Source organism: Exiguobacterium aurantiacum, from assembly GCF_001766415.1.
Classification (GTDB): Bacteria; Bacillota; Bacilli; order Exiguobacteriales; family Exiguobacteriaceae; genus Exiguobacterium; species Exiguobacterium aurantiacum_A.
Genome location: NZ_MKXO01000006.1, coordinates 104,018 through 125,126 on the forward strand (window position 1 = coordinate 104,018; position 21,109 = coordinate 125,126).

Here is a 21,109-nt window from a genome sequence, read left to right on the forward strand (position 1 = left end):
GAAATACATCGACCCGTTTCACGAAGAACGCGAGGATAAGGTCGCACCTCGTGTAGGTGCGTGGATTGAAAAGGCATAATCAGTATCATAAGCATTGACATTTCTAAGTGACTTACATCGTCTTTACAGGCAAATGGACGAACCTCCTCAGAGATTCGTCCATTTGCCTGTAAATTAATTTCATGTTTGTTTAGTTTGCGCGTTTCAATTCTTTGTTTATATCTTCTTGTTTGAAATCAAGGTTTCGAACATCAACCCGTTTCACAAAGAACGCCAAGATGAGCGCCAAAATGTTCATGACTAACGCAACATAAAACGACACTTGAATCCCTGACAGCAGCGCTTGCTGCGTCATCACACCCATTGCGCTCTCGGTCAGTGTCGACGGGTCGACGCCGGTCATAAGTGACTCGGCTTCAGTCCGCGTCACCGAGTTCATAATCGTCACCAAGACAGCCGTCCCGATCGCGCCGGATACTTGTTGAGCCGTGTTGTTGATGGCCGTACCGTGCGGGTTAAGGCTCGTCGGCAATTGGTTGAGACCGTTTGTTAAAATAGGCATCATCACCATCGACATCCCGAACATACGAAGCGTGTACGTCGTCACGATATACGTATACGTCGAGTCGAGCTGGACGTTGGCGAGCATATACGTCGAGATCGCCGTGATCGTGAGACCGGTGATCGAGAGGAGCTTCGGCCCAAATTTATCGAACAGTTTCCCCGTGATTGGTGACATGATCCCCATGATGATGGCACCTGGCAACAGCATCAGTCCTGAGTCGAGCGGTGAGATGCCGCGGACGCTTTGGACGTAGGCTGGCGTCAAGATCATGCCTGAGAACATGGCGACCGCGTTGACCATCGCGATGACCGACGCGAGGGCGAACATCGGATATTTATACGCCCGCAAGTCGAGGAGCGGTTTTTCCATGTTGAGCTGGCGGACGACGAACGCAATCAAAGTGACGAGGCCGACGATCATCGTCGTCAAGACGATCGGGTTGTCCCAACCGTCCGAACTGGCCGAACTGACGCCGTATAAAATACCGCCGAAGCCGAGCGTCGATAAGACGAGCGACAAGTAGTCGAGCGATTGGTCTTTGTTTTGAACCATGACGTTCTCGGCTTTCCAAATCGCGAGTCCGAGTCCGATGATGGCGAGCGGGAGAATCATCTCAAACAAGACGCGCCAGTCGTAGTACTCGACGATATAGCCTGACAGTGTCGGGCCGATCGCCGGTGCCGTGATCATGACGAGTCCGAAGATGCCCATCGCCGTTCCGCGTTTCTCACGCGGGAAACTGACGAGCATGACGTTCATGAGCAGTGGTCCCATCGTCGAAGCCCCGACCGCTTGGATCATCCGGCCACTGAGTAACCAGCCAAACGTCGGAGAAAAGGCGGCAATCGCCGTCCCGAGGGCGAAAATCGCCATCGAGGTGATGAAGAGCGCTCGGTTCGAAAAGCGGGTGATCAAGTAGGCCGATGCCGGGACGAGGACACCCGTCACGAGCATGAAGCCGGTCGCAAGCCATTGGACGGTCGAGTAGTCGGCGATGTCCAAATCGACCATGATCGATGGGAGCGCGACGTTAAGTAATGAGTTGTTCAAGAAGGCGATGAATGCCCCGACGAACAAGACCGCGAGCATGAGATACGGCGGTTTCTTTTGGAATTCTGGTTTCATCTGGACTGCTCCTTTATTTTCTAAATAGTTATATGCTAGTAAGTGTCGATGACATGATTTTATACCCGTTGTACAAATAAATCAACAATTTTGTACCACGAGTTTAAAATGCTATACTTAGGATACAAACCAAACAGAACGGAGTAATCAGTATATGAAAGATAAGAAACGAAAAGTCGCGGACGTCGCCATGACGTTGTTCATCGAGAATGGGGTACAGCAGACGTCGGTCCAAGAAATCATCGAGCGAGCCAACATCTCGAAAGGGACGTTTTATAATTATTTCGCCTCGAAAACGGACTGTGTCGCCAACATCCTTGAGAACTTGCGCTATGACGCCGGCCAGCGTCGCATTGAGATGCAGATGGGGCGGGACAAGCGCGATAAAGACGTCTTCATTGAGCAGATCTCGATTCTCATTCAGTTGAATGAGGAACGTAATCTGTACGCCTTGTTCGAGTCGATCATGTCGGCGAACGAACCCGAACTGAAGAAACTCGTCTTGCAGCACCGCGTCTATGAGATCGAGTGGCTCGCCATGCGCCTGACAGAAATTATCGGCGAAGCGATTCGTCCGTATTCGATCGAATTGACGATTCTATTCAACGGGATGTTGCAACACGTGCTATTCACACTTCGCATCACCAACACGGCCTACTCGATCCAACAGCTCGTCCGCAACCTGTATGCGTACGTCGAGCTGATGGCGGCACGGATGGTCGAGACGGGCGAACATATTTTGAACCCGGTCACGGTCGATCAAATGCGGGGGACGACGGATAAAAACTTGGTCACGAAAGAAGAGTTGCTCAAAATGGCAGAGCGGATCCAAAAGCATGTGCTGATGACGGAAGAACAAGGGGATTTATTTGAGGCGATCACGTATGAACTGCATCAAGAGCGGCTTCGGAAAATTGTCATCGAGCAATTGCTCAAGCCGTTCCAACGTTTGTTCAAAGGTGTGACCGGCGAGACCGAGGTACAAAAATTTACGAACCTTGTCTGGTTGTATACACGGACACATTGACGACAAAAACTTTCTTGTTGCTGTTATATAGAAGAAAGACGTCACAAAAATAAATCTCAAAATATTCCACGAAAAAGAATTGATTCCTACAAATTCATGCGCTACAATCAAGTTACCGAAAGCGCTTTCGGGAAGAGGAGACTGACATGGGTACGATCTATGATTTAGCAAAGAAAACCGGCTTTTCGATCACGACCGTCTCTAAAGCGTTGAACAACTACAAGGACGTAAACGAAAAGACGAGAGCCAAAATTTTAAAAGCTGCCGCCGAGATGGACTATCTGCCGAACGCGCACGCCCAGTCGTTATCGACGAAGAAGTCGTGGGCGATCGGAGTCATGTTCTCGGAAGCGAACGAAGTCGGGATGAAACACCCGTTCTTCAACGGAATCATTGAGAGTTTCCGTCACGCGACAGAGGAACAAGGCTACGATTTGATGTTTGCCTCAAGGAACCTCCGCAACCGTGACATGAGTTATCTCGAACACTTCAAACACCGCGCCGTTGACGGCATCGTCGTCATCTGCTCGGACCGGATGGATGAGCAAGTTCAAGAACTCATGCAAAGCGACATCCCGATCGTCGTCGTCGATATGGACAGCGCGGATTGTAGCGTCGTCTATTCGGACAATATCGCGGGTGCACGTCTAGCCGTGAACCACTTGTACGAGCTCGGTCATCGCAAGATCGCACATATCGCCGGTGACAGAACGATTGACGCCGGTGCGACCCGAATCAAAGGGTACGAGCTCGCCATGCAGGCACTCGATCTTCCAATTGAACCAGGTTATTTGATCAACGCCGGATTCTTTTCAGTCGAAGAAGGTAAACAAGCGATGGAGAAGCTTCTCCAGCTCGAAGCCCCTCCGACCGCAGTATTCGTCGCGGGTGACCAGATGGCGATTGGTGCGATTGAAGCCGTCCATGAGCACGGTCTCCGGGTACCGGAAGACATCTCGATCATCGGTTACGATGACATCGACATGATCAAGTACATCACGCCGAAGCTGACGACGATTCGTCAAGATACAGACGAGATCGGCGAAGCAGCGGCCGAGTTGTTGATTGAACAGATGACCGCTAAAGAACGACTCACAGAACGTCGCGTCATTCCGGTCAAATTGATCGAACGCTTGTCATGCGCACCGGTCAAAAAGTAAAGTAGTCCCGATGATATTTCGAAGTCGCTCTCTCCCCTTTAACCGGATAGAGGGAAGAGCGCGATTTCGAAAGTCATTCCCAAAAAATCGAAATCGCTTTCGATATTTTATTTCGACATTTTCGAAAGCGCTTTCGACAAATTATTACCTCTTCTTGCAAACGCTTTCTAAAAAACATTAAAAGGATGGGTTCACACATGCGTAAAAAATTAGTCAGCTTACTTTCAATCGGAGCACTATCAGTCGGCGTCTTGGGCGCGTGCTCAAACGACGAAGAAACTTCAGGTTCTGAAACAGCTTCTAAAGACGACGTTCTAAAAGTTTGGTCGTTCACAGATGAGCTCAAAGAACCAATCAAAACGTACGAAGAGCGCAACGGCGTCAAAGTAGAATTGACAATCGTTCCAATCGCCGACTATCCGACAAAACTCAAGCCAGCACTTGAAAGCGGCGTTGGGGCACCAGACGTATTCACTGGGGAAATCGCGTTCCTTAAGCAATGGGTTGACGCAGGATACTGGGAAAACCTTTCAGACGAGCCATACAACGTCAATGAAATCGCGGACGACTACATCCCATACGTCTTTGACCTCGGGAAAGATAAAGAAGGCAACGTGCGCGCCCTTTCATGGCAAACGACTCCAGGTGGTGTCTACTACAAACGTAGCCTAGCGAAAGAAGTGCTCGGCACGGATGATCCGACTGAAATCGGAAACATGATGAGCTCGATGGACGGCGTCTTCGAAGTTGCTGAGAAGATGAAGCAAAAAGGCTATCGTATGTTCCCAGATGAAGGCGCAATCCGTTGGTTCTCACAAGGCGCAAACCCTGAAGCATGGGTAAACGACAAGAACGAACTCGTCTTGACACAAGACAAGATCGACTACATGGACTACGCGAAAGAGCTTCGTGAGAAACAATACACGGCACTCGCTCCAGAATGGTCACCATCTTGGTTCGAAGGTATGTCTAAACCGATCAAAGTTAAAGAAGGCGGCAAAGAAGTCGAAACACAAGTCTTCTCATACGTCCTCCCAACATGGGGTCTCCACAGCGTCTTGAAAGACAGCGCGAAAGATACAGCTGGTGACTGGGCAGTCACGAACGGTCCAAGCCCGTACTTCTGGGGCGGCACATGGCTCGGAGTTTACGAAGGATCAAAAAACAAAGAAGCAGCATACGACTTCGTTAAACTCATGACGCAAGACGAAGAGTTCTTGACAGGTTGGGCTGAAGAGACTGGTGACGTTCTTTCTTACAAACCGGTCACAGATAAGATCAAAGACGATTTCAGCGACGAGTTCCTCGGCGGACAGAACAACTACGAGTTCTTCCTCGACCAAGCTGATGAAATCACACCAGGGATCGTAACGAAATACGACCAACAGCTCGACACACTCTACGGCGCGTCTGTCCTCCAATACGTTGAAGGCAAGAAGTCGAAAGACGAAGCAATCGCAGAGTTCAAAAAACAAGCGAAGAACGCTTACCCAGACATTACAGTTGACTGAAGCAAGCTAACCCGTGGGGGGATTTCCCCCCTTAAGGGTTGCTATGGAAGGAGTAACACGACGTGAAAAAACTTGACCGTTACGGCTATGCGTTTATTGCCCCATTTTGGGTCGTCTTTTTGACATTCAGTATCTACCCGGTCTTCTTGACCCTGTACTACAGTTTCACCAACTATACCGGCAGTCCGGGTGAAGAGGTCGTCGGTTTCGCGAACTACGCGCGTTTGTTGACAGACACATACTTCATCGAGGCGTTCGTCAATACGATTAAGATTTGGGGAATAAACTTTGTCTTGCAAATCGGTCTCGCACTGGCTCTCGCGCTCTTGTTCTCAGATCTTCGTTTGAAATTGAAGGGCCTCGCGTTCTTCCGTTCATTCTTCTATCTTCCTAACTTGATCACGATCAGTTCGGTCGCACTCTTGTTTGGAATCTTGCTCGACTGGCAGCATGGATCACTCAACATGATGCTCTTGAAACTCGGCATTATCTCAGACCCAATCAATTGGTTATCGCAACCGGTGACGGCACAACTGTCCGTCTCACTCATTTTGACATGGATGTGGTTCGGTCACTCGTTCATCATCGTCATGGCCGGTGTGTCGGGGATTTCGCAAGACTTCTTCGAAGCTGCCCATATCGATGGCGCGAACCGTTGGCAGATGTTCACGAACGTCACGGTGCCACTGCTTAAACCGATTCTCTTGTATATCATGATCACATCGCTCATCGGTGGCCTTCAATTGTTCGACCTTCCGCTTCTCTTGACAGACGGAGTCGGTGCGCCAGATGGATCACTGAACACGATGGTGCTTTACTTGTACAACCAAGCATTCAAGTATAACAACTACGGCTATGCATCAGCGGTTGCTTACGGCTTGTTCTTGATCACGCTCGTCTTCTCGGCGGTCGTCTTCAAAGGCATGTTCCGTAAAGAGCGCGCTGCGCAGAAGGGAGCATAACCAATGGAACAAAATGCAGAATCACGGCGTATGCTCGCCGACAGCGAAGTACAGCCGCCGCGCGAGGAGAAACCTCTCCGCGTGGAGCCGCCAAAAAACAAGGTCAAAAAGAAACGGTTTAGCCGTGGCTTGATCTATACAGGCTTGGTCATCTTGACGATTATCTGTTTCATCCCGTTCCTCATGATGCTCGTCAACGCGACACGGACGAACGGAGAAATCATGACCGGTTTCTCGCTCATCCCAGGGACATCACTACTCGATAACTATGCGATCTTGAGCGACTACATCAACATTTGGACCGGATTTAAAAACAGTTTGATTGTTGCAGTGCTCGTGACGTTACTCTCGGGTTACTTCTCGGCTATGACTGCGTTCGGATTTTCGTTCTATGAATTCAAAGGAAAAAATGTGATGTTCATCTTCATGCTCGTCATGATGATGGTCCCGGGACAACTCGGACTTATCGGTTTCTACGAGATCAGCAAGACGCTCGGGATTCTCGATTCGTTCATCCCGCTCATCATCCCGTCGATCGCGAGTCCGTTCGTCGTCTTCTTCATCCGCCAGTACACGCAAGCGACGCTGCACATCAGTATGATCGAAGCAGCGCGGATCGATGGAGCGAGCGAGCTTCGCATCTTCCATACGATCGCGCTTCCGATGATGATGCCAGCTGTTGCGACGATGTCGATCTTCACGTTCATCGGCTCGTGGAACAACTACTTGATGCCGCTCGTGCTCTTGTTCTCACCAGAGAAGTACACGTTGCCGGTACTCATGGGCTTCTTGAAAGGTTCGCAAGTCGCCGAAAACCTCGGCGCCCTTTACCTCGGTATCGCGATTTCAGTCGTGCCGATCATGATCGCCTTCTTGTTCTTGTCGAAATACATCGTCAGCAGTATCTCGGCTGGTGCGGTCAAAGAATAACTAGACAGAAAAGAGGAATTGACTATGCAGTTTAACAAAGACTTTGTCTTCGGAACGGCAACTTCGTCTTATCAAATCGAAGGCGCCCACAACGAAGGCGGGCGTACGCCGTCGATCTGGGACATGTTCTGTGACATCGACGGACGTGTGTTCGAAAAGCATAACGGTGACGTCGCTTGCGACCATTACCACCGTTATGAAGAAGACATTCAGCACATTAAAAAGCTCGGCGTTGACACATATCGCTTCTCGATTGCCTGGCCACGCATCTTCCCGGCCAAAGGTGAGTTCAACCCGGCCGGTATGGAATTCTACAAGACGCTCGCGACGCGTCTCCGTGAAGAAGGCATCAAGCCAGCCGTCACGCTCTACCATTGGGACCTCCCGATGTGGGCCCATGAAGCAGGCGGCTGGGTGAACCGCGACTCGGTCGACTGGTTCCTCGAGTACGCGAAAGTGTGTTTCGATGAGCTCGACGGTATCGTCGACTCATGGATCACGCACAACGAACCATGGTGTGCCGGCTTCCTCGGCTACCATGTCGGTGTTCACGCACCGGGACATCGTGACATGAACGAAGCGGTCCGCGCCGTGCACCACATGTTGCTGTCACACGGTAAAGCCGTTGAATTGCTCAAGAACGACATGAAGTCGACGACACCGATCGGCATCACGCTCAACTTATCACCGGTGTACGCGAAGACGGACTCGGCGAACGACAAACTCGCTCAGAACAACTCGGACGGGTACTCGAATCGTTGGTTCCTCGATCCGGTCTTCAAAGGCCAGTATCCGGTCGACATGATGAACTTGTTCTCGAAATACGTTCACTCGTACGACTTCATCAAACCAGGTGACATGGAGACAATCTCGACAGAGTGCGATTTCTTTGGCATCAACTTCTACAGTCGCGGACTCGTCGAGTTCAGCGCAGCGAACGACTTCATGACAGTCGCCGCTTACTCCGATTACGACAAGACGGGCATGGGCTGGGATATCGCCCCGAACGAATTCAAAGACCTGATCCGTCGCTTACGTAACGAGTACACAGATCTTCCAATCATCATCACAGAGAACGGCGCAGCGTATGACGACGTGCTTGAGAACGGCGAAGTCCATGACGATAAACGCATCGACTACGTCAAAAAGCACCTCACAGCCGTATCTGACTTGAACGACGAAGGCATGAACATCGCCGGATACTATCTCTGGTCGCTCATGGATAACTTCGAATGGAGCTTCGGTTACGAGAAGCGCTTCGGCATTCTCTACATCGACTTCGAGACGCAAGAGCGCGTCTGGAAAGATAGTGCGAAATGGTACGCCGGCGTCATCGAACAGCATAAAGCAGGTCACGCCGACAGCGTCGAAGCGTAACCAACAAAACAGCCAGTCCCTGCCGCTACGGGGATTGGCTGTTTTTGTGTGGAACTTATTCAAGGGGGGAACGTATGAAGTAGGGAGGAGGAGCGACGATGGCGTTGGACTATCGAACAGACGAAGAACGCGCCGAAGACCGTTGGACGACAGCGCTTTTCATGTGGACGCTCAACGGGTTCATCTTTGGGATGTTGTACGGTGTGGTGTATCGGGACGTTGCCGTTGTCTTCTTATCTTGTTTTTTGCTCGTCTTCGGAATCAAAGGCGTGTTTCGGCGCGATGACCGCATCAAGCGGGAACGAGCGATTCGCGAGATGGGGATCGAGCTCGACTCAAAAGAGGGGGAGATGTTGATGAAACGCGAATATGCGACATACGAAGTGACAGGCTATGATGACCAAGGCAAGATCAAATTCATTCATTTGAAGGAAGGCGAGTTCGTCTTACCGGTCGAGATCAAAGGGGACGACTTGACGAAAATCAAAAAGATGATGGAACTGAATCCTGGGGTGATCGTCATCGTCCATGCGGCAATCGACCAGAAGCGGATGCGCCTCTTAGAGATTGACGGCTATTCGTTGCGGAAGGAAGAAAAGTAATGGCGATCACAAAACTGATGTCGCGCGACGAAACGATTGATGTGACGATTGAGAGCTATGCGTACGCTTATCCTGACGCCGACAACGTCCATGACGCGGCGTGGCACCGCAATTGGATCGGGTTTCACGCACCGGAGCACCGCATCACGTTCGATGACATCATGCTTGATAGTTTGCTCGTCGCGCACTACATACCAGTATTTGAGTCGTTCGTAGCGGGTGACGTGCAGGAAGTCGAGTTCGAGCCGACGGAACCGTTCGTCAGTTTGACGTTGACGAGAAGGGACGGGGATGGTGACGAAGTGAACGTACGAGGCCATCTGGAGCATCCGCTCGGGGACGACGCAGAAGAGTTGAGGTTCGAGTTTGAGACGTCCGTGTTGAACGTTGAGCGCTTTCTAAAAGGCTTACGGGACATCGCAGACGAATTTCCGGTGCGCTAGATGGAGGAATGATTAAACGGATTGATTCAAGCGCCCTTCTAAAAGAGCATCATCCAACATAAGGACTTGCATGACAAGAAAAAACGCCGTGACAGCAAGGGTCATGGCGTTATGAGTCGAGTTGTGAGGCGTGGGCCCGATATTTGCCTAACGAGTAGGCAGCGCACAGAAGGAAAATCGTATGCAGACCGATGCCGATCAACATTGCATAAGGCACGATCGATTTGAAGCCAAGTCCAAAGGCAAGGGCTGCGCTCGATAAGATCATAAAGCTCGGTGTATAGTTTTTCAAATTAAGTTTCTCCTTTGCTACGTGTGATGGTTTGCCGCTGTTTTCCAAACGGATAGCCAGCGAGTAAAAGGAATGCCGTGCTTAAAAACAACGGATAGACAGATTGGGTTGCAAGGCCGACAAAGCCGGATATACCTGATAAGAAACAGCAGAGAGAAGTGTAGTTAAGTTTCATTGTTTACCAACTTTCTTAGGGAAGAGAAGAGAAACCAAGAGTATGATAATCGAGATTGCATAAAAGATAAGCGAGAAATCTTTCATTGCGTCTCTTGATACATGCATTCCGCTGATCATCGCAATTACTAAAAAACCGGACGAAGGCAAAATAGCGATAGCAAATGCAATCCATTGCAACATTCTTCTCGTCATATAACTCCTTTCTAATCGCTTAGTATAGTCGAATAAGCAAACCATTTCCTTACTTGTTTCCCTAAATATAACAGCCCTTCTCATCGCTGAGAAGGGCTGTCTTTTTTGATTAAGCTGACGCTTTGTCTGCTTCTTCTTGTGCTTTCAACTCTTCACCGTACGAGACGCGGTCTTGCATGCGGACGAACGGGAGGTAGATGGCTACGGCCATAGCGATCGTGACGATCTGCAAGAGCGCTGCACGCCATCCGCCGATTAAGAAACCAGAGATGATCGGTGGTGTCGTCCATGGCACTTGAAGTGCGTTGAACGGATCGACCCAGCCCCAAAGGATTGAGAAGTACACCATGAACGATGCGATTGCAGGTACGATGACGAACGGTACGAACATGATCGGGTTGAACACGATCGGCATCCCGAAGATGACCGGCTCGTTAATGTTGAACAAACTTGGTGCAAGCGAGAGCTTACCGAGCTGTTTCAAGTGAGCCGAACGGGCGACGATAAGTGTGGCGATGATGAATCCGATCGTGATTCCTGAACCACCGAGCTTCGTGAAGACGTCGAGGAACTGGATTGTAACGATTTTCGCGTTCTCACCGGCAACGAGTGTTTCACCCGCATCGATGAGTGCTTGGTTTTGAAGTGCGTTTGCTGTAAGGAGTGGCCCCATGATACCCATGATGATTGCGGCACCGTGAATTCCACACCACCACATGACTGACATGAGAACCATGATGATGACTGCTCCTGCGAGCGTGTCTGTCAAGTTTTGAAGTGGTGATTGAAGCACGTCATAGACGACTTCTGTGAACGTACGCTCTGCAACTGCTTGGAAGATAGCGAATGTCACAGCAGCAAGTGCGATGATCGCAAGACCAGGAACGAGTGCCGAGAATGAGTTCGAAACACCAGGTGGGACACCGTCAGGCATTTTAATGCTGATCCCGCGTTTGATGAATTGCGAATAAATGAATCCGACGACTAAACCGACGACGATGGCAGCGAGGACACCTTGTCCACCTGTCCATACTTTCGGGATGACTCCGTTGACTGCTTCTCCTGATTCAGAGAGGACAGATGCTTGTGTGATGATCAAGAACGAGATGATTCCGAGGATACCAGCTGGTACGCCTTCGATTTTTTCGTTTTTGACGTACGAGTAGGCGATTCCGAATACCCCGATCAAAGCTAGGATGTCAAACGTCGCACCGACGACTTGCGTGAGTGGGAGCGTCCAATCGGCTCCGAACAATCCTGACATGAACTCGGCCCAACCTGGAATCGGTAACGCCAAGATCAGTAGGAACAGCGAACCGATGATCGTCATCGGCATTGTCAGGATGAACCCGTCCTTAATTGCAAGGACGGGCTTTGCGTTCGCAAAACGAACGAAACCTGGTGTGAACTTTTCAAATACTCTTTCTAAGCGGCTCATGGGGAACCTCCTTATAGGTTTTCAGCGCGCGTGGCGATGATGTCTTTGTACCAGTGGAACGATTTTTTCTTCTTGCGAGCGAGTCCATTCGCGTGGTCAACGTAGATGAAGCCATACTGCTTCTTATATCCGTTGAGCCAGCTGAGAAGGTCGATTGCCGACCAAGCGTAGTAACCTGCGACGTTGACACCTTGTTCAACGGCGTGTTTCACAGCGCGTAAGTGGCCTTCGATGTATTCGATACGTGGGTCGTCGAGGATTTCGCCGTCAACGATTGGATCGACGTCGCCGAGACCGTTCTCGGTGATATAGATTTTCACGTTGCCGTAACGCTCCTTCAACATATGCATACCGTCAAGGAACGCTTCCGGTGAGATTTCCCATGCCCATTTCGTATATACCTTGTCATCCATCATGACTGTCTTGTAGACGCCGTCGAACGATGGGTTACCTGGGCGGCCTGTCGAGTTCTCACGACCACCGGCCATAACGAGCGCCGAGTCATTTTTCATGACGCGTTGCGGGCTGTAGTAGTTGAGACCGATGAAGTCGTTCATCGGAGCTGTACGCTTGAGAAGCTCGAGCTCTTCAGCTGTCATTTCAGGGAGAAGACCTTGCTCTTCAAGTCCTTTCACGACGTATTCTGGATATTCGCCTTTCAAGATCGGGTCATAGAACCAGTGCGTCGCATAAGCGTTCGCGTGCATTTCCGCAAATTTGTTCTCCTCGGCTTCATCGATGCTGAAGGCCGGGTTGAATACGTGCGTGATGCCGATTTCACCTTCGTAACCGTTTTGTTTGAACAACTCGACGGCACGGGCGTGTGCGACGAAAACGTGGTGTGTCGTTTGGAAGTAACCTTTGACATCGCCTTCGATACCTGGTGGGTGTGCCCCAGTCAAGTAGCCGAGCGAGCAGAAGATGACCGCTTCATTGAACGTGATCCAGTGACGGACACGGTCGCCGAACGATTGGAAACAAGTATCGGCGAAACGTACGAACGCGTCAACCGTAGCTGGATTTTTCCAGCCGCCTGTTTCTTCAAGCGCTTGCGGGAGGTCCCAGTGGTAGAGTGTCACGAACGGGACGATGTTGTGCTTCAAGCACTCGTCGATCAAGTTGTTGTAAAACTCAAGTCCTTTTTCGTTTACTTCCCCTGTGCCGTTCGGGAAGATACGCGGCCATGAGATTGAGAAGCGATATGATTCGAGTCCCATTTCGGCCATGAGCGCGATGTCTTCTTTATAACGATGGTAATGGTCGACTGCGACGTCGCCGTTCGTATCTTCAAATGTTTTTCCAGGAATTTTCGAGAAGACGTCCCAGTTTGAGAGTCCTTTCCCGTCCTCGTTCCATGCGCCTTCGACTTGGTAAGAAGCCGAAGCAGCGCCGAACAAGAAATCTTTTGGCATTTTCAAAGTGGTCACCCCAGTTTATTTATTTACAAGCTTCAATGCGTGGTCTAATACTTTCGTTCCGTTCATCATGCCGTAGTCGACTGTGTTGATGACGTCGATTGGAACGCCTTTTGGCTCACAGATCTGTTTGCCTTTTGAAAGCAAGTACTTCACTTGTGGTCCGAGAAGAGCGACGTCGAGGTCGTTCACATACGTTTCCATTTCTGATTCTGGGTAGGCTGCGATTTCTGCCTCGAGGCCACGTTCAGCGGCAACCGCTTTCATTTTTTCTACTAACATACTTGTTGACATACCTGCTGCGCAGAAGAGTCCGATTTTCATCATTTTTGATCCATTCCTTTCAATTGGTTGATTTCGTTTTGCATGTTCATCATGTAGCCGAGCATCTCTTTTACGAGGATCGTGTTCATCAAGTGGTCTTGCGCGTGCACCATGAGGACGCCGACTGTCGCCGTTTTCCCTTGTGCTTCGAGCGTGACGAATTTTGTTTGGATAGCGTGTGCTTCTTTCAACGTCGCGTCACCGGCTGTCACCGCTTCAGCCGCTTCCTCTGGCTTGCCTTCTTGCATGAGGAGCATTGCGTGGTGGTAACTTGCTTTCGCGTCACCTGAGAGGGCGATTAAACCGAAGATGTCTTCGGGTGTAATTTCGATTGTTTCAGAAACCATAATATCTCTCCTTTTTTTGTATGGATAACTAAGATTCGTAGGTACAAATTCTATAGTTTGATACTAGCACGACACCGCTTACATGTAAACCCTTTCTTTTTGAATAAAATGTGAACGAAAAAAACGCACGCGAGATTAACCTCTCGAGTGCGTTTACGATTTGATGTTAGAGACTTTTAGCATCTTCACATGGCGGAAATGATGTGTCGAGCGCGATACGTCGAAGATTTGGCCGTTCGTTAAATAGACGGTGTTGTCGACGAGAAGGGCCGGATCATTTTCGTTCAATCCGAGTAAGACGGCATCATCAGCGTTCAAGAAATCGGCGTAAATGACACGGTCGGCAAAACCGATGGCGAGTTTTTGGTCGTTACGGAAGTAGTTATAAATCGACTTCTCGGTGATGTTTCGATCGAGATAGACGACGAGGTTTTTCCGGAAGTACGAATCTTCGACCGAGAACGGGTGGTCGTCGACGAGACGGAGGCGCTTGACGTAATAGACTGGCGTCCCGACCGGACACTTCATCCGTTCCGCCACTTCTTCGTTTGCCGTCGTCTCCTCAAAGGCGAGGACGTGTGTCTCGACTTTTCGTCCACTGAAGTCGCTCGTGAGACCTTGGAGTTTTTCGAGGTTCACATAATCGCTGTCGTAATGGTCACGGACGAAGACGCCGCTCCCTTGGACTTGATATGCGTAGCCTTTGTTGACGAGAATCTCGATCGCTTTCCGGACCGTGTTGCGGCTGACGGCGTATTTCGTCGCATATTCGTCTTCCGTGAGGAGTTTGTTCGTATGCTGATAGACGTGATTGACGATATCCGTCTCAATCTGTTCAGCTACTTGCTTATACTTTGGGGCCATGACTGTTTGCACCTTTCACATCAATTTGTAGGAATGAATACGCTATCATTATAGCAGAAATAATTTGTAACGGTCGTAAATCATTCGCCAATTGTTGAAAAACGTCGAATGATTGTACAGAGAATCATTGAAATCGGCGAAACGAATTCGAAAGGGTTTCGTATAAAAAAGGAGAAGAGTGAGGAGGAGAAGGGTATGGCACAATCAGTTCGGATGGAACGAGAACGAGAATGGAAGCAACGACATACACGCATCGGCTATGCTTTATTAACAGTCGTCGTTCTGGCGTTCACTTTGATGTTCTTTGGACGGGCAACGTGGATTACAGTCCCGCTTGGCCTGGTCGGCGTAGCCCTGCTCGCTTCAGATGTGGCGAAATTTCGGATGAGACGGATGTATCTATTCGACTCCGCAGCCCAGAAATTGCTCCGTTGGCAGTTGTTATATGACGTCGTGAATACGAGCGTGCTCACGATTATGGTTGGTGGGCTCTTAATTTTTAGCCAAGACAACATCTATTGGGGGTTCGCCGTCCTGATTTGGGGAACGTTCGCCGAAATCGTGTCACGTCGGTTGAATCGGGCGCTACAAGCGCATGATCCGATATTACGCGCCCTCGAGCTGGAGGAAGCGCGATGAATGAACGAGTCGAACAGGAACGGGCGTGGATCCATTCGTTCCAACAACTCATGTTTGGGATTGTAGGGGTGTTTCTAGTCGTCATTCTTCCAATCGTTTGGTGGACGGACAGTCTGTTTTGGGGCATCGTCTACATGGCACTCGTGCTCGTTCCCGTCAATGTGATGTATATACGTCGCTATCAGATGCGACAACGGTTGAATCCGAAATTGACGCATCGCTATCGCCAACAGTTGGGGAGTGACGTGTTGAATACGGTTGCCTTCTTTCTCGCATTGAACGGCAATGAATTGTTGGAGACGAAAGTTTTCTATACAGTCGGTTTGCTCGTGATTGTGTTAGCTGGATGGATGACGATGAGGATTGATAAGCGGATGAAGCAGGAAGACGTGTGGCGTCCTACATATAAAGAAATAGGGAGGTGAGGAAATGGACCAGGTGCGACACGATGTTAAGAGAGTCGTCAATATTCGAAGGTATGGTGTCCCGATATGGATTGTTTATATGGCCATCTTTCTATTCGCGCTTTTCTTTGAACAGATCTGGCTCATTCCCTTGATGTGGTTACTCGCAATTTTTCTCATCATCATGGGGAATAAAGAATATCGCATCATGCGTCATTTTGCAGAAACTTTTCAAACCCTCAAATTGCTTCGCATACAATATGCAATGACTTGGTTGGATGCACTATTGCTTTCGACTTCAATGACGGCGCTGGTTCTCAATCACTCAATCGGATTTTTGATTGGGGCTTTATTTGCTATGATGCGTTTTACCGATTCTTATCGAGACCGATTGATTAGAAACAAACTGAAAGCGGTTGACCCTGACATGCCGACATACGACCAAGTGATTGAAAGGATGAAACCATAATGGAACTATCACCGCAAACAAAACAACAGATCGATACAGTGTTGCGAATGGATAAATGGACAAGCTGGGGTGTCGGCATAATCGGTGTGTCAGCAATTATCGGCATGCTGATTTACGCGTCGTATTGGGAGATGCCGGACTCGTTTTTCCTGATATTCATATTCTCTATATTTAGTCTCGTCGTCACGACAGAGGTGATGCGTTTCCGGATGTGGCGCCGCTTCGTGAAAAATGAGAAGGCGCGAAAGCTGTTGACGCTACGGTATACCGCTTATTTACTGGGACTTGTCGCTCTCGGCTACTACGGGATCGTTGTGTTCAATCAAACGTCGCAGCCGCAATCGTTCCAAGCATTTCTTTTATCACAAGCCTTTTTCTGGGGCGCGACGTTCTTTGGAAAATGGCTCGACCGTATCATTCAAAAACATGATGGTAACTATTTGACGGATCAAGATATCAAAGCAATTAAAGAAGCGCGGGAAATTGAAAAGGAAGAACGATATGGATAAGCGGAGCCAGATGCGTGAACTGACGGCGTTCGATGAGGCAAAGCATTCCACGGTCGCGTTCATCTCAGCGGTGTTCGCTGGGCTCATGTTTTTCTCGCTAGAATATGGCTGGCTCTCGCCGGTGATGGTTATGTTTCTCGGTGCGGTAGCGAGTCTGCCGGACTTCCGGAAAATGTGGCGTCGTGAGAACATCAAGAAACAGTATTTACAGTCGCGGGAAGCGAGGCGGCTCATTCACTTCAATTCATTGTTCGGGCTCATCTTCCTACCGCTCATTTTGGTATGGGTATATGCGCTGCTGACGGATTTGATTTCGCTCCAAACGTTTGCGTTGATTGGTTTGGTGGCGTATTTGATTGCCATCGTCGAACAACGTTTGTATGAACGCCACATGGTCAATCTCGACAACAACTATGTCACCGAAGCCGAATTGCGAGAAGAACGAAAATGGGGGAGCGCATGAGCGCTTTCCCCGTCTTCATTTGAACGTACGGATGATGAAGTAAAGGCAGCCGAGGAAGGGGATTAAGAACAGTGCACCGAGCCATTCGCCTTGGCCGAAAACGAGCCAGGCGAACAACTGGAACGATAGAATGCCACCGGCCGCGAGCCCAGCGAAGCGGAGCGCTTTCGGTCGCTTTGATGGTTCCTCCCACCACTCTTTAAAGAACGGCAAGCTGAACAACAGCGCCAAGCCGAGAAAGAACGCAGCCGGAAACACGAGCACATCCCCGCGCGCATCCTGTCCGTTAAACTGTAGCCATTTCGAGAGAATCGATAAGGTGATGCCGATGACGAGAAAGAGCCCGCTCATATCCGTTCCTCCGTTTCATCTCTATATACTATTATCATGCACGAACCGCGTCAGGCGGACAAGCCTCCAAAAAAATGGCTTGTTAGTGAAAGTGGTGACTTTTACGTGAACGGTAAAAAAGTCGACAGCACGAAGTTTGTTCAGGCGACTAGTTTTGCCATTCGAAACGGACTAGCATGAGACTGTATCTGAAAAAAACGGTCGAATAAAAAACAAAAAAATAATGCTTACGAAGCAGGCCTCCAATTTGCTACACTATGAAAATCAGTTTGTAGAGATATCGGTTTCGTACCGAAAATATATGTCGCAAGATACGTCTGCCATCTGAAATCATATGTGTACGGAGGCTTTATTATGCACTTGGAAGACCGGTTACCTCAAAACCCAAAAGAAGGCGTTTTGTTCATGTTGATTATCTCGATTTTATCCGTGAACACGATTGCCCCGATCATCGTCGGCATGGAGCGCGGCTTTAGTGTCGCCCATTACGTCGATACGCTCAAAATCATCCCGTTCGCTTGGATTGCGCTCATCGTGTTGATCCGTTTTATCGTGAAGCCGCTAGCCGGTATACTATTTAACCGGCTTGCCGGTCAGACGGACGGCTTCAACGCCCGTATCTTGTTGAACATCGTCCTAAACGTCTCGATGATCTCGTTTGTCATGACGATTATCGGACCATGGATCGGTATGGGCGAGATCAACTTCGAAACGTTGCATCACTTCTTCCCGACGTGGTTCCGCAATTTCGGCATCGCGTTTTGGATAGAGTTGTTGTTCGCTCAGCCGATTGCTCGAGCCGTCATGAAGTCGATTCATACACGAAAACGCCTGAAGACCGCTTAACTTTAGACACGGCATCTTTCCGATTGAGGAGAGGTGCGTCTTACTGTTTGCCGATCATTTTGACAACAAGCAAAAAGGTAAGTGAAGTAAGTGGTCTGATCGTATGGTTAGATAAAAGTAAGCAACGGCCTTACAGGATGAACCAGTTTATTTATTATTTGAGGATGAAATCGACGGTTGACCAATCACTCGGCACCAACAAAAGAGGTGACTCTGATCCGATACGGATGAGTCACCTCTTATTAGTGTTAAGCCCGGGTCTTTCCGAACTCGATATAGGTCGTGACCGATTTGACGTGCTTCAAGACATCTTTCTCGCGAAGCGGACGACTGAAGTAAAAGCCTTGAACGTAGTCGCACTGTTCATTGAGCAACCATTCGAGTTGGTCAGACGTTTCGACGCCTTCCATCAACACTTTCATGCCGAGGTTATGGCCGAGTTGGATCATCGACCGGACAATCGCTTCTTGGTTCCGGTCCATGAACAAGTTGACGATGAACGAGCGATCGATCTTAAGCACTTGGACCGGAAGTTCGCGCAGTTGGCGGAACGACGAGTAACCAGTCCCGAAATCATCGAGCGAGATCAAAATCCCGTACTGATGAAGTTGGGCGAGCTTCTCACGCGTCGATGCCTCGTACGACAACATCGATGATTCCGTCACTTCGAGTTCGAGGAACATCGGGTCCATGCCGGTCTCTTGTAAGATGGTTTGCAGCGTCTCGACGAAGTCTTCACGCGCGAACTGAAGCGGTGACACGTTGACTGAGAGCGTGAACGGCTTGACGCCGGACTTATTCCACCGTACCCAAGCGAGACACGACTCGCGCATGACCCAGTTGCCGATCTGGTGGATCAGTCCGGTGTTTTCTGCGATCGGGATGAATTCGGTCGGTGTGACATCGCCGAGTTCGAAATGATTCCAACGCAAGAGCGCCTCGACGCCTTCGAGTCGATTTTTCGTGAGCGATACTTTCGGTTGATAGACGAGCGTGAACTCGTGACGATCCAGTGCGTGAATGAGCGCTTTCTCAATCTCAACCGTGCGTAAAATTTGATGCTTCGATTCGTCTTCGAACTCTTTGATTTGGTTTTTCCCGATCCGTTTTGATTCGTGGACGGTGAGTCGCGCGTATTGGACGAGCTCGTCCGCGGACGTCGTGTCTTTCGGATAATGACTGACGCCGGCACTCATCGTGAGCTCGACGGTCGTCCCGTCGATATCGAACGGCTGTGAGATCGCTTTAATACACTTCTCCGCTTTTTGTTTGGCGAGTGTGCTGCGCTTATCGAACAGTAAGATAATGAATTCTGAAGCACCGACTCGTGTCAAAATATCATCTGGATGAATCGTGACGCGAAGACGTTCGGCGATTTGCATCGTCAATTCATCCGTGCCGTGATGTCCGAGCATATCGCTCAAGAAACGCCAGCGGTCGATGTCGATGTAAAGACAAGCGACTGGGTCCTCGATTTGAATATGTTCCGCAAGGATGCGTTCGAGCTTGTGGCGGTTCGGCAGATCGGTGAGCGTATCGTGATACGCCATATGTTCGACGAGACGTTGTGAGGCGATCGCCTCCGAGACGTCCCGTAAAAACCAGAGCACTTGGTCCATCGTTTCACCTTTGAGCGGATAGCTCGTCACTTCAATCGTCTTATCGTCGATCTCGACCCGTCTCGGGTCATAGAACGGTTGATTGATCGTCAAGGACGAATGATAGTCTTGGAAAAAAGTATCGTCCGTCTGATCAAACAAACGATAAAACGCAGTGTTGGCGTACTGGATCACACCATCTTTCGTCGTCGTGACGACCGCATCCGTCGTCGAATCAAGAATCGTCGCTTGGATGAGTTCTCGTTTTTTTAGATGATGATCGAGCGTGAGCGACAAGAAGAAGATGACAAACAAGATGACCGTGATCGCCGTGACGAGCCAGGCGAGGAGCGACGGTTCGACGGCATTGGCGAACGGACCGTTCGCTTCGATGAACGCGAACGATGACGCGGCCATACCGACGAAATGCATCCCAAAAATCGCGATGCCCATGAGCAGTGAAAAGAACACTTTCAGCTCGAGGTCGATCTTTTGTTTGGCGTACTTCGAGTAGAAGCCGATCCATAAGGCGATAAGTGAGGCCGCGATGGCGATGATGATCGACAACATGGCCAACCATGGATCATACGAAATCGCAACGCCTTGAATCGCGTCCATGCCGACGTAATGCATGCTGGCGATACTGGTTCCCATCAACAGTCCTGCACCGATCAAGGCAGGATAAGTCTTACGGCGCGAGACGATCAAGAAGCCAAAGATACAGCCGGCCATCGCAATGATGACGGACAGTAAAACGAGAGGGATCGAATATGTGACGGGGCGCAACGCCTCGTGAGCGAGCATGGCGATGAAGTGCATCGACCAAATCCCGAGTCCGAGGGTGGCGCCGCCCGCCAAAATCCACATATTTTGAGTGGAGCGATTCGTCGCGTTCACGCGGCGTGCCAGTTCGATGGCAGCATAAGCGGAAACAGCGGCGATAATATAAGAAAGAATCACGAGAAAGTAATTGTGACTCATCGAGTGTTCGACTACTGGTTCCATGTGTACCTCGCTAGTAAATGTGATTTTGTTGTAACTCTGATTATACCTCGGCAAATAGTAGCCGACCTATCATT

The 21,109-nt window shown here is 49.7% G+C and carries 24 protein-coding genes and 1 CRISPR repeat array (1 of these 25 only partly in view); of the genes, 14 read left to right on the top strand and 10 right to left on the bottom strand.

What is annotated here, in order from left to right; translation table 11 throughout:
- Positions 1 to 5: direct repeats of the CRISPR family, unit length 32 nt (it extends 2,981 nt beyond the left edge of the window).
- A 185-nt stretch (positions 6 to 190) separates the two neighbouring features.
- On the bottom strand, positions 191 to 1,690 hold the full coding sequence (locus BJU60_RS11945) for a DHA2 family efflux MFS transporter permease subunit (RefSeq protein WP_070329077.1): 1,500 nt from the start codon (positions 1,688 to 1,690) through the stop codon (positions 191 to 193).
- 154 nt (positions 1,691 to 1,844) lie between these two features.
- On the opposite strand from BJU60_RS11945, the gene BJU60_RS11950 reads away from it, so the two are divergent.
- The 8 genes from BJU60_RS11950 (at position 1,845) to BJU60_RS11985 (ending at position 9,702) form a co-directional block, all read left to right on the top strand.
- On the top strand, positions 1,845 to 2,717 hold the full coding sequence (locus BJU60_RS11950; RefSeq protein ID WP_070329078.1) for a TetR/AcrR family transcriptional regulator: 873 nt from the start codon (positions 1,845 to 1,847) through the stop codon (positions 2,715 to 2,717).
- Positions 2,718 to 2,863: 146 nt separating this feature from the next.
- On the top strand, positions 2,864 to 3,877 hold the full coding sequence (locus BJU60_RS11955) for a LacI family DNA-binding transcriptional regulator (RefSeq protein WP_070329079.1): 1,014 nt from the start codon (positions 2,864 to 2,866) through the stop codon (positions 3,875 to 3,877).
- 197 nt (positions 3,878 to 4,074) lie between these two features.
- On the top strand, positions 4,075 to 5,388 hold the full coding sequence (locus tag BJU60_RS11960; protein ID WP_070329080.1) for an ABC transporter substrate-binding protein: 1,314 nt from the start codon (positions 4,075 to 4,077) through the stop codon (positions 5,386 to 5,388).
- A gap of 62 nt (positions 5,389 to 5,450) precedes the next feature.
- Positions 5,451 to 6,350: a carbohydrate ABC transporter permease gene (locus BJU60_RS11965; protein ID WP_016510553.1), complete on the top strand. Its 900-nt coding sequence runs from the start codon at positions 5,451 to 5,453 to the stop codon at positions 6,348 to 6,350.
- A 3-nt stretch (positions 6,351 to 6,353) separates the two neighbouring features.
- On the top strand, positions 6,354 to 7,280 hold the full coding sequence (locus BJU60_RS11970) for a carbohydrate ABC transporter permease (protein WP_174545519.1): 927 nt from the start codon (positions 6,354 to 6,356) through the stop codon (positions 7,278 to 7,280).
- A 24-nt stretch (positions 7,281 to 7,304) separates the two neighbouring features.
- Positions 7,305 to 8,657: a GH1 family beta-glucosidase gene (locus tag BJU60_RS11975; protein WP_070329081.1), complete on the top strand. Its 1,353-nt coding sequence runs from the start codon at positions 7,305 to 7,307 to the stop codon at positions 8,655 to 8,657.
- A 98-nt stretch (positions 8,658 to 8,755) separates the two neighbouring features.
- The gene (locus BJU60_RS11980; protein WP_070329082.1) at positions 8,756 to 9,259 is read left to right on the top strand and encodes a hypothetical protein; all 504 of its coding nucleotides are present in this window, start codon (positions 8,756 to 8,758) and stop codon (positions 9,257 to 9,259) included.
- Positions 9,259 to 9,702 carry a WapI family immunity protein gene (locus BJU60_RS11985; RefSeq protein ID WP_070329083.1) on the top strand — a complete coding sequence of 148 codons (444 nt, stop codon included), beginning with the start codon at positions 9,259 to 9,261 and terminating at the stop codon, positions 9,700 to 9,702. The genes BJU60_RS11980 and BJU60_RS11985 overlap by 1 nt, the downstream gene beginning before the upstream one ends.
- A 109-nt stretch (positions 9,703 to 9,811) precedes the next feature.
- Here BJU60_RS11985 and BJU60_RS11990 read toward each other — a convergent pair whose 3' ends face one another.
- The 7 genes from BJU60_RS11990 to BJU60_RS12020 all read right to left on the bottom strand — a co-directional run bounded on the left by BJU60_RS11990 (position 9,812) and on the right by BJU60_RS12020 (position 14,751).
- Positions 9,812 to 9,994 (bottom strand): hypothetical protein, encoded by a 183-nt coding sequence (locus BJU60_RS11990; RefSeq protein ID WP_070329084.1) that lies wholly within the window; start codon positions 9,992 to 9,994, stop codon positions 9,812 to 9,814.
- Positions 9,995 to 10,165: 171 nt separating this feature from the next.
- Positions 10,166 to 10,348, bottom strand: coding sequence for a hypothetical protein (locus tag BJU60_RS11995; protein WP_131489106.1), 183 nt, complete (start codon positions 10,346 to 10,348; stop codon positions 10,166 to 10,168).
- A gap of 124 nt (positions 10,349 to 10,472) precedes the next feature.
- Positions 10,473 to 11,801, bottom strand: coding sequence for a PTS sugar transporter subunit IIC (locus BJU60_RS12000; protein WP_070329086.1), 1,329 nt, complete (start codon positions 11,799 to 11,801; stop codon positions 10,473 to 10,475).
- A gap of 11 nt (positions 11,802 to 11,812) precedes the next feature.
- Complete coding sequence (locus BJU60_RS12005; RefSeq protein WP_070329087.1) at positions 11,813 to 13,219, bottom strand: GH1 family beta-glucosidase; 1,407 nt, start codon at positions 13,217 to 13,219, stop codon at positions 11,813 to 11,815.
- Positions 13,220 to 13,234: 15 nt separating this feature from the next.
- Positions 13,235 to 13,543, bottom strand: a complete 309-nt coding sequence (locus BJU60_RS12010) for a PTS sugar transporter subunit IIB (RefSeq protein WP_070329088.1) — start codon at positions 13,541 to 13,543, stop codon at positions 13,235 to 13,237.
- Complete coding sequence (locus BJU60_RS12015) at positions 13,540 to 13,887, bottom strand: PTS lactose/cellobiose transporter subunit IIA (protein WP_070329089.1); 348 nt, start codon at positions 13,885 to 13,887, stop codon at positions 13,540 to 13,542. The genes BJU60_RS12010 and BJU60_RS12015 overlap by 4 nt, the downstream gene beginning before the upstream one ends.
- A 153-nt stretch (positions 13,888 to 14,040) precedes the next feature.
- Positions 14,041 to 14,751, bottom strand: coding sequence for a GntR family transcriptional regulator (locus BJU60_RS12020; protein WP_070329090.1), 711 nt, complete (start codon positions 14,749 to 14,751; stop codon positions 14,041 to 14,043).
- Between the two features lie 195 nt (positions 14,752 to 14,946).
- Between BJU60_RS12020 and BJU60_RS12025 the strand changes: the two genes are divergently transcribed.
- Genes BJU60_RS12025 through BJU60_RS12045 form a run of 5 tightly spaced genes read left to right on the top strand, consistent with a single transcriptional unit; the run spans position 14,947 to position 17,235 of the window.
- Positions 14,947 to 15,390: a hypothetical protein gene (locus tag BJU60_RS12025; RefSeq protein WP_070329091.1), complete on the top strand. Its 444-nt coding sequence runs from the start codon at positions 14,947 to 14,949 to the stop codon at positions 15,388 to 15,390.
- A complete protein-coding gene (locus BJU60_RS12030) occupies positions 15,387 to 15,815 on the top strand; it encodes a hypothetical protein (protein WP_070329092.1) in 429 nt (142 codons plus the stop codon). The genes BJU60_RS12025 and BJU60_RS12030 overlap by 4 nt, the downstream gene beginning before the upstream one ends.
- A 4-nt stretch (positions 15,816 to 15,819) precedes the next feature.
- Positions 15,820 to 16,263, top strand: a complete 444-nt coding sequence (locus tag BJU60_RS12035; protein ID WP_070329093.1) for a hypothetical protein — start codon at positions 15,820 to 15,822, stop codon at positions 16,261 to 16,263.
- Positions 16,263 to 16,772, top strand: coding sequence for a hypothetical protein (locus BJU60_RS12040; RefSeq protein WP_070329094.1), 510 nt, complete (start codon positions 16,263 to 16,265; stop codon positions 16,770 to 16,772). Before BJU60_RS12035 ends, BJU60_RS12040 begins: the two co-directional genes overlap by 1 nt.
- On the top strand, positions 16,765 to 17,235 hold the full coding sequence (locus BJU60_RS12045) for a hypothetical protein (RefSeq protein WP_070329095.1): 471 nt from the start codon (positions 16,765 to 16,767) through the stop codon (positions 17,233 to 17,235). Before BJU60_RS12040 ends, BJU60_RS12045 begins: the two co-directional genes overlap by 8 nt.
- 15 nt (positions 17,236 to 17,250) lie before the next feature.
- Here the strand turns inward: BJU60_RS12045 and BJU60_RS12050 are convergent, their stop codons facing one another.
- Positions 17,251 to 17,586: a hypothetical protein gene (locus BJU60_RS12050; protein WP_070329096.1), complete on the bottom strand. Its 336-nt coding sequence runs from the start codon at positions 17,584 to 17,586 to the stop codon at positions 17,251 to 17,253.
- Between the two features lie 354 nt (positions 17,587 to 17,940).
- On the opposite strand from BJU60_RS12050, the gene BJU60_RS12055 reads away from it, so the two are divergent.
- Positions 17,941 to 18,432, top strand: a complete 492-nt coding sequence (locus tag BJU60_RS12055) for a hypothetical protein (protein ID WP_070329097.1) — start codon at positions 17,941 to 17,943, stop codon at positions 18,430 to 18,432.
- Between the two features lie 248 nt (positions 18,433 to 18,680).
- Here the strand turns inward: BJU60_RS12055 and BJU60_RS12060 are convergent, their stop codons facing one another.
- Complete coding sequence (locus tag BJU60_RS12060) at positions 18,681 to 21,035, bottom strand: bifunctional diguanylate cyclase/phosphodiesterase (RefSeq protein WP_070329098.1); 2,355 nt, start codon at positions 21,033 to 21,035, stop codon at positions 18,681 to 18,683.
- Between the last annotated feature and the right edge of the window lie 74 nt (positions 21,036 to 21,109).

What these genes read in the sequence shown, in the direction of transcription:
- BJU60_RS12040 (WP_070329094.1), top strand. Translation starts at nt 16,263, where the DNA reads ATGGAACTATCACCGCAAACAAAACAACAGATCGATACAGTGTTGCGA.
- BJU60_RS12010 (WP_070329088.1), bottom strand. Translation starts at nt 13,543, where the DNA reads ATGATGAAAATCGGACTCTTCTGCGCAGCAGGTATGTCAACAAGTATG.
- BJU60_RS12060 (WP_070329098.1), bottom strand. Translation starts at nt 21,035, where the DNA reads ATGGAACCAGTAGTCGAACACTCGATGAGTCACAATTACTTTCTCGTG.
- BJU60_RS12055 (WP_070329097.1), top strand. Translation starts at nt 17,941, where the DNA reads ATGCACTTGGAAGACCGGTTACCTCAAAACCCAAAAGAAGGCGTTTTG.
- BJU60_RS11975 (WP_070329081.1), top strand. Translation starts at nt 7,305, where the DNA reads ATGCAGTTTAACAAAGACTTTGTCTTCGGAACGGCAACTTCGTCTTAT.
- BJU60_RS11980 (WP_070329082.1), top strand. Translation starts at nt 8,756, where the DNA reads ATGGCGTTGGACTATCGAACAGACGAAGAACGCGCCGAAGACCGTTGG.
- BJU60_RS12050 (WP_070329096.1), bottom strand. Translation starts at nt 17,586, where the DNA reads ATGAGCGGGCTCTTTCTCGTCATCGGCATCACCTTATCGATTCTCTCG.
- BJU60_RS11985 (WP_070329083.1), top strand. Translation starts at nt 9,259, where the DNA reads ATGGCGATCACAAAACTGATGTCGCGCGACGAAACGATTGATGTGACG.
- BJU60_RS11945 (WP_070329077.1), bottom strand. Translation starts at nt 1,690, where the DNA reads ATGAAACCAGAATTCCAAAAGAAACCGCCGTATCTCATGCTCGCGGTC.
- BJU60_RS12030 (WP_070329092.1), top strand. Translation starts at nt 15,387, where the DNA reads ATGAATGAACGAGTCGAACAGGAACGGGCGTGGATCCATTCGTTCCAA.
- BJU60_RS12000 (WP_070329086.1), bottom strand. Translation starts at nt 11,801, where the DNA reads ATGAGCCGCTTAGAAAGAGTATTTGAAAAGTTCACACCAGGTTTCGTT.
- BJU60_RS12020 (WP_070329090.1), bottom strand. Translation starts at nt 14,751, where the DNA reads ATGGCCCCAAAGTATAAGCAAGTAGCTGAACAGATTGAGACGGATATC.
- BJU60_RS12015 (WP_070329089.1), bottom strand. Translation starts at nt 13,887, where the DNA reads ATGGTTTCTGAAACAATCGAAATTACACCCGAAGACATCTTCGGTTTA.
- BJU60_RS11970 (WP_174545519.1), top strand. Translation starts at nt 6,354, where the DNA reads ATGGAACAAAATGCAGAATCACGGCGTATGCTCGCCGACAGCGAAGTA.
- BJU60_RS12025 (WP_070329091.1), top strand. Translation starts at nt 14,947, where the DNA reads ATGGCACAATCAGTTCGGATGGAACGAGAACGAGAATGGAAGCAACGA.
- BJU60_RS12035 (WP_070329093.1), top strand. Translation starts at nt 15,820, where the DNA reads ATGGACCAGGTGCGACACGATGTTAAGAGAGTCGTCAATATTCGAAGG.
- BJU60_RS11950 (WP_070329078.1), top strand. Translation starts at nt 1,845, where the DNA reads ATGAAAGATAAGAAACGAAAAGTCGCGGACGTCGCCATGACGTTGTTC.
- BJU60_RS11960 (WP_070329080.1), top strand. Translation starts at nt 4,075, where the DNA reads ATGCGTAAAAAATTAGTCAGCTTACTTTCAATCGGAGCACTATCAGTC.
- BJU60_RS12045 (WP_070329095.1), top strand. Translation starts at nt 16,765, where the DNA reads ATGGATAAGCGGAGCCAGATGCGTGAACTGACGGCGTTCGATGAGGCA.
- BJU60_RS11955 (WP_070329079.1), top strand. Translation starts at nt 2,864, where the DNA reads ATGGGTACGATCTATGATTTAGCAAAGAAAACCGGCTTTTCGATCACG.